Origin of the sequence: Roseofilum capinflatum BLCC-M114 (assembly GCF_030068505.1) — a bacterium.
GTDB lineage: Bacteria > Cyanobacteriota > Cyanobacteriia > Cyanobacteriales > Desertifilaceae > Roseofilum > Roseofilum capinflatum.
On the sequence record NZ_JAQOSO010000056.1, the window covers coordinates 20,609 to 27,585 of the forward strand.

Consider the following 6,977-nt stretch of genomic DNA (forward strand, 5'->3'; position numbering starts at 1 on the left):
CTCTATTCCTATTCATAACCCTATGATGACTTTTACCCAACCCAAAACCCTAGCCGCTCTTGTCCGAGATGATTTTCCCATTCTGGATCAAGAAGCCCATGGAAATCCGTTAGTGTATTTGGATAATGCGGCAACCTCCCAAAAACCGAAAGCGGTTTTAGAGCAATTACAAAACTATTATCAACGGGATAATGCCAATGTGCATCGGGGGATTCATTTACTCAGTTGCCGCGCTACAGAAGCCTATGAAGGCGCTAGGGATAAGGTAGCAGGGTTTGTGAATGCGCGATCGCGTAATGAAATCGTATTCACCCGTAATGCGAGTGAAGCGGTTAATTTAGTTGCCTATGCTTGGGGGTTGAATACCCTGAAACCGGGGGATGAAATTATTACTTCTGTGATGGAGCATCACAGTAATTTAGTCCCTTGGCAAATGATTGCCCAAAAAACCGGCGCAGTCTTAAAGTTTGTTGAGTTAACGGAAACAGAAGAGTTTGACTTTGAGCAGTTTAAGTCCTTGCTCAGTCCCCAAACTAAGTTAGTGGCAGTGGTTCATGGCTCCAATACCTTGGGCTGTATTAATCCGGTAGAAGAAATTGTCAAAGAAGCTCATAAAGTGGGCGCAAAAGTGTTAATTGATGCCTGCCAAAGTGCCCCCCATTTAAAGTTAGATGTTCAGGCGATCGATTGTGATTGGTTAGTGGCTTCTGGCCATAAAATGTGCGGGCCGACGGGGATTGGTTTCCTGTATGGAAAATTGGAATTACTCGAAGCGATGCCACCCTTTTTAGGGGGTGGAGAAATGATTTCTGAAGTGTTTTTAGATCGCGCTACCTATGCCGAACTGCCCCACAAATTTGAAGCGGGAACGCCTGCCATTGGTGAGGCGATCGCCCTCGGTGCAGCGATCGATTATTTAACCGGTATTGGATTAGACCAAATCCACGCCTATGAATTGGAGTTAACCGATTACTTATTTGAGCAACTCCTGCAAGTGCCCGACGTGAGAATTTATGGGCCAAAACCCGACCAGAACAAGGTTAGATCGGCTCTAGCTACCTTCACTACGGGCGAGATCCATGTCAATGATATTGCTTCTCTGTTAGATCAAGCCGGTGTAGCCATTCGTACCGGACACCATTGCACTCAACCCTTACACCGAATTTTAGGGGTCAATTCCACCGCCAGAGCCAGCCTCTATTTCTACAATACCTTTACCGACATCGATCGCTTTATTGTCGCCCTCAAAGACACCCTAGCCTTTTTCAAGAGTATTTTGTAGCTCGATGCCTTGTCATGAGTAATGAGTAAGAAAATCTACCTTTTTAAGGCTTGCTCTGCTCGCCTTCAGGGTAATATAGCAAACCTAAATGAGTACAGATGGAGAGTATCTGATTGCCGCCCAGTACACCACTTATTACAATTACTCAGGACAAAAACAGATGTCAGGTTTAGGAGTAATCCAAGGTAAGGTGCGAGGGTTGATACAGCACAATATCTTACTACTGAGCCAATCCGGTGTCCCGCTAGGACTACTAGGGCAACAACATTGGACTAGAGAAGGAGGCAAAGATTTACCAGATACAGAAAAAGAAAGTCAGAAATGGCTCAAGGGTATGGATGCCATCAATCAACAAGCGAGTCAATTACATCAATCCATTGTGGTAGTTGCCGACCGAGAAGCCGATGTATTTGACCTGTTTAGAGCCGAGCGAGAAGCCAATGTAGAACTGCTCGTTCGGGTGGGTCAAGACCGTCACTTAGAAATAGTCAGCAGTAAGCGCATCTGTAAATTATCCGATGTGTCATCTGAGTTGCCAGATTTAGGAACCACGCTTAGAGGATGTGCAAAGGGTGACTCAGTGGTATGCTCTTCGATGGAGCGTCGAACGCTTCCATTACACTCTCAAGTCGGGTGCTTTGCAGGTAGAAAAACTACAGTTTGATGATGTGGACACTTTGGTTAATGCCCTCACCTTTTACTCAGTAGTCGCCTGGAAATTACTGGCTCTAACTTATCTTCTCCGAGTTGAACCCATGTCAAGGGCTACACTGGTGTTTGAACCCTCCGAGGTGAGGCTACTAAAGCAACTGGGGTCTACCCCAATTAGGTCTGTGCGTGATGGAGTTCTGGCTTTGGCTAAAATTGTTGGCTTTGCTCCTTCCATCAAGCAACCTTACCCTGGGGTCAAAGTCCTTGCTACTGCCATGGACAGATTTTTCTTTATTAAGCTCGGCTCTACTCTCTGAATTAAAACCCCTACAAGATTAGCCCGTGGGAGAGGGATGTAGGGAGAGGGCTTATAAACTATATATGCAAGTAGTGTACACCCTACACATTGAATCTAGAATTAAGGAGAATTTGAGCGATGAAAATAGAAGATCAAGGACGACCGTTTGAGATTGGGTTTAATCTTGGAATTCTTAATTATCTTCAGCACAAAAAACTTGCACCACAATGGGTTGATTATTATCGCCAAGAACTGGAAAATGTAAAATTAAATGAAATTAATAAAAAACTGATTGAAAATGCGAGTTCAATTAGTTGTAGCGATCGCCAGATCATTGAAACCTGGAGTCAGCTTTTACTCTTGAAGGGGTTTCTGGGTGGGTATAATTTTTTATCTGAATATCTGCAAGGGACGGAATGGCGAGACTTTGAGAATCATGTAGAGGTGCTTTATTATCAATGTGCGTTTGCGGGGGACAATAGTCTGAAGACGCATCAGAAGAGTCAAGAGCAGCTCTCTGAAGGATGGTTATCTCAGTTAGAGGGACTCGATCCAACGCAGTTAAAGACGTATATTAACCAGTACAAGGGTACAGGAGAGTTTTTGAGAGCGGATACCCTGTTGTTGCTCCGCTATACTCGAAGTTCGCGACAAGAGTATCGCATTTTGGTGGTGGATGAATCGGTATTTGCCATTCAGTCAGAAAAGGATCTGACAAATGTACAAGATTTTATTGGACTGATTAAAAGCAAACTCATTAAAGAGATTAATTATTTGCGCTCGAAAAGTGTGTTTTCTAAGCTCAGAATTGATACGGGAGAAAATCCGGATTTAGACTTTCTTTTTTCTCCCGGTTTGAAGGATTATTTTACGGCGTTTAAGTCAAAGGATAAGGAGAGCGCGAAGTTGATTCAAGCGGCAGGATATGCCTATAGTTTCTATCAGTTTGCAGAGAAAACGGGGATTATTCCTAAAAAAGCTAAGGTGATTTTGAGTGCGATCGGATATAGCGATCGCGGAATGAATACGATGACGATCCATCCCGAAAATCTCTCCTTGTTTGAAACCTGTTATCAAATTTACAAGCATGAGTCCAGTGGCAAAGAGATGATCTCAGTGCAAAAACAGGTGTTTAATCAGATCAAGCGTCAGATGGGTTCAAGTTTCGATCGCGGTAAGGAGTTTGTGGAAAAGCTGATTAATATTCCCCCAGATCGAACCACGGTGGTTACCCATCACGAGCAAATTCAGGGGTTTCTGACTTCGGTTGCACCCCTTCCCGATAATATTGCACACCAGTACGATCTCGATTCTAGCCTGGATTTACGCAATGGCCATGCCGAGTTAATTCGGCGATCGCTCCTTTCCGATAGCTTGTATCTTTTTTTAACGGGGAATCCGGGAATTGGCAAAACCACGGCGATCGCCAATTTCCTCCAACAGCATCAAAATGAGGGGTTTCTCTTTTTCTACGTCAGTCCCCGCAAACAAGTTAACCTCGATATTCTGGAAAAATTCAAGGACAATGACGGGAAATGGTGCAGTGAAAACCTAGTTTGTTTAAACACGAATTCCCAAATGATTGCCCAACAGGGGGGTGATTATACTGTACAATATCTTTCCCCTCAATGGCAAGGAAATTTTAAGCAACAATCCGTTTTATTTCTCGATGGCAGCCAAGATCAAAAGCAGCAGAGAAAATACAATTCTCGCTTGCAACGCAAAACCGAAGATTTGATCGTCGCAGCACCCCAAAATACTGCCGGAGTCATTCGCAGCATGTGCGAAGCCATCCATACCCTTGTCGATCGGCAAAGTACGAATAAAATCGTCGCTTCCATCTCCATTCAAGCCTTGAAAAAAACGCCCAATGGCAGTGACACCCTTAAGCATTTTGGCCAGATTTTCAAAGGAGCCTATAATAGTCGCACTCAAGCCGTACTCCCGGCAAAAATGCAAGCCATTTCTAAGCGCTTTAAGCATCTATTTATCATGATTGATGAAATCACTGGAGATGATAGCGGCGTAGAATTCTTAAATCGCATGACTCAAATTCTCAGGGACTATGGGTTAACCACAGGACAACATGGATTTAATCCTAAGTTTATTATCGCCGATGCTTCCATTGTAGACAAAGATGTAATTCAACAGCACTTAAAATCCGGCAATCCCGAACCCGATAAAATCTTTTTCCGCAAAGCTCAAAAAGCGGCTTCACCGTTGACGGTAGAGCTGTTTCGATTCAAACGCTATCCGGCAACCCTGATTAACACGAACTCCTATCCTGCCAGCGATCTCAATATTAGCTACAATATTATCATACATTCGACTCGGTTTCAAGAGCGCGATCGCTTAAAACCCCAAGAAGATGATTTAGCCCAAAAATTGCGCGAACAAATCTTAGCCGATATTGAGCGCATTACTGAAGAACAGAGAGAAACAGACGCTCAAATTTTAGTCTATATTCAAAACAAGCAGGAATTACAAAAACTGATAGAAGCGCTTCAACGTCGTTGGCAAAAGTTTGAGAAAAACCAGGACTATCTAGAAATTCATGCTAGTCTTTCGGAGAACGAAAGACAAACCATCCATAGCTATCAAAACGAAGTTAAGATCATTTTTATGACTTCCTCTGGCAGTCGTGGATTATCTTTTCCCAAAGTCAAACATATTTTAGTGGATATTCCGCGCTTCCAAGTGGAAAAAAATCTGATGGAAATCATTCAAGTTATCTATCGGGGGCGAGGAAATTTAGATCGGGATAATCAATCCAAATCTTTACACTTTTATCTGGCAGAACGTGCCGTTTACTTTGACGATGAGCCGCAGCTTTCCCTGCAAGAGAAAATTCTTAGCATTTTCAATATTTTACTGCTGCTCAAAGCCTCGATTATGACGCGGATTTTGGGAGCGGGAAAAATGGGCAGACAAGAGTATTTAATTATCCCCATTGGTGGCAAGTCGGTATCTGCGGCTGGACAAACTCTCAGTTCTCAACTGGCTAATTTGCTCAGAGAATTAAAACGAGAAGTCAGAAATCGTCCCAAGGATCGGCGTTTAAAACAAAGCCATGAATATTTACAAACTTTACTGAGCCAAGCTGATTTTACGATTCCAAAACCGAAAAACTGTTCTTATATTGCTGAAAACTTCAAAGATCGATTTTTAGAGTTTATCCAACCAAACTTGAGCAGATTAATCGATTTCCCCCCTCTAGAAACGGGCTATCTTCAAGGAAATTTGCTCATGGTTCCCTTGGGCGATCGAGTGGTTTCGGAAACCTATACCTTGTTTCTGGATTTAATTCTGAATCCGAGAACGGGTGAACTCTGGAAGAACTTAAGGTATATCAGTAGCCCCAAAAGTGACTACCCTGAGAATCTTAAGTTTGCGACTCGAACAGCGATTGATTTAATTGATGAAATTCGGGAAACTGAAAATAAATCCCAACGCTATGAGCAGCAAAGTCAACGATTGGATCGCTATTATGCTTTGCCGTTATTAGTCCTGATTGTTAGGGAGAGGATGAAAGATTATCTGGATGCAAAAGAGAGGATTGACGATGAATATAGGACATTTCGCTATATTCTGGGATGCTATGTGCGATCGCTCTATCCCGTCGATAATGTTCTGCCTATGGGGGATCAGTACGAGAATTTCCCGTTCTTGATCTTCAGTAGCTACAGTTTAGGGGACATCCGCAAGCAATGGTTCGGCGATCGCTATCTACTCAATTCCCATGAGTTAAACATCCTCAATTTGGTGCTGTCTCAAGATTGAGAATACACTCCCTTTTCTGTCACTTTCCGAGTTCAATGAATAGCAAATCTGCCAATTATCCGGAAGGATAAAAGGATTCAAATTGATTAACACCGTTAATCAATTTATTAAATCCTCGTAATAAATAAGAACTCGGAACAACATCTAACCACGGAAGAATTGACCAGAACAGAAGGGTCGGCTGAATCAGTAAACGAAAATTCTTCAAGATACTTTTCCAACCACCAGAGCGATCCCACTGTGAGTGGACAGAACAATCTACTTGAACTTTTGCTCTATCTCGCTTTTAGCTATTGATACTCTATTTCATTCTATCTTCATCATAGGAGAGTGACAGAAAAAAAGGGGGGGGTGGTAAAGTAGTCGCCGCGAATTGCCAGGAAAAATTCACCAAATCTAATTGATCTTCTTCCGTCCATGTATCACTTTCATCAATACTCCCTTCATCGTGCTGCCCTAAACTGGATTCTGCTTTTCTAGCTTTATAGTGCAAAAAGTTTCTGGGCTTCACTATTGCCGTTGTGGGTGAAAAGTTGTTGCTTCGTGTACAAGAGAAATTGTTCTTGCAGGGTCTGCGGTTGAGAATTGACCATGGTTTTGCCCTACCATGCTTTACGGTTGCTCCTACTATAGCAGGTTGAGTTGGTCTTTGAAAAGAGGGTTTTGGCGAGTTTTATTTTGTTTTATTACTCTATATTTTGGCTTGTTCTTGTTGATTTTAAGCAGAGAATGAGATGCGGTGCGTTACGCTTCGCTAACGCACCCTACGGGGGAATGGGGGGAGTGTGAGCGTAGGAAATTGATGATTATGAGTTCTCAAAAACGACAACAAAAGATTTTGATTCTGATTTCTGAATTTGTGCTTCCCAATTTGGTTGGGTTTATCTTAGATGCTTCGTTGGGCTTTAGCCTGAGCGCGATCGTTGTGTTGTATCATATTTGGAAGGAGTGCGATCGCCCTTGACC

The 6,977-nt window shown here is 42.9% G+C and carries 4 protein-coding genes; all 4 read left to right on the forward strand.

Annotation, left to right across the window (positions count from 1 at the left end; translation table 11 throughout):
* Window positions 1-25 precede the first annotated feature (25 nt).
* Window positions 26-1,282 (forward strand): SufS family cysteine desulfurase, encoded by a 1,257-nt coding sequence (locus PMG25_RS10900; RefSeq protein WP_283766931.1) that lies wholly within the window; start codon window positions 26-28, stop codon window positions 1,280-1,282.
* Window positions 1,283-1,370: 88 nt separating this feature from the next.
* Entirely contained in the window at window positions 1,371-1,946 is a 576-nt protein-coding gene (locus tag PMG25_RS10905; protein WP_283766928.1) for a hypothetical protein, read from the forward strand.
* Between the two features lie 423 nt (window positions 1,947-2,369).
* Window positions 2,370-6,011 (forward strand): helicase-related protein, encoded by a 3,642-nt coding sequence (locus tag PMG25_RS10910; RefSeq protein ID WP_283766929.1) that lies wholly within the window; start codon window positions 2,370-2,372, stop codon window positions 6,009-6,011.
* 808 nt (window positions 6,012-6,819) lie between these two features.
* Entirely contained in the window at window positions 6,820-6,975 is a 156-nt protein-coding gene (locus PMG25_RS10915) for a hypothetical protein (RefSeq protein ID WP_283766930.1), read from the forward strand.
* Window positions 6,976-6,977 lie beyond the last annotated feature (2 nt).

Bases quoted from the DNA above. Each gene is read 5' to 3' on its own strand.
- PMG25_RS10905 (WP_283766928.1), top strand. From the start codon at position 1,371: ATGAGTACAGATGGAGAGTATCTGATTGCCGCCCAGTACACCACTTAT.
- PMG25_RS10900 (WP_283766931.1), top strand. From the start codon at position 26: ATGACTTTTACCCAACCCAAAACCCTAGCCGCTCTTGTCCGAGATGAT.
- PMG25_RS10910 (WP_283766929.1), top strand. From the start codon at position 2,370: ATGAAAATAGAAGATCAAGGACGACCGTTTGAGATTGGGTTTAATCTT.
- PMG25_RS10915 (WP_283766930.1), top strand. From the start codon at position 6,820: ATGAGTTCTCAAAAACGACAACAAAAGATTTTGATTCTGATTTCTGAA.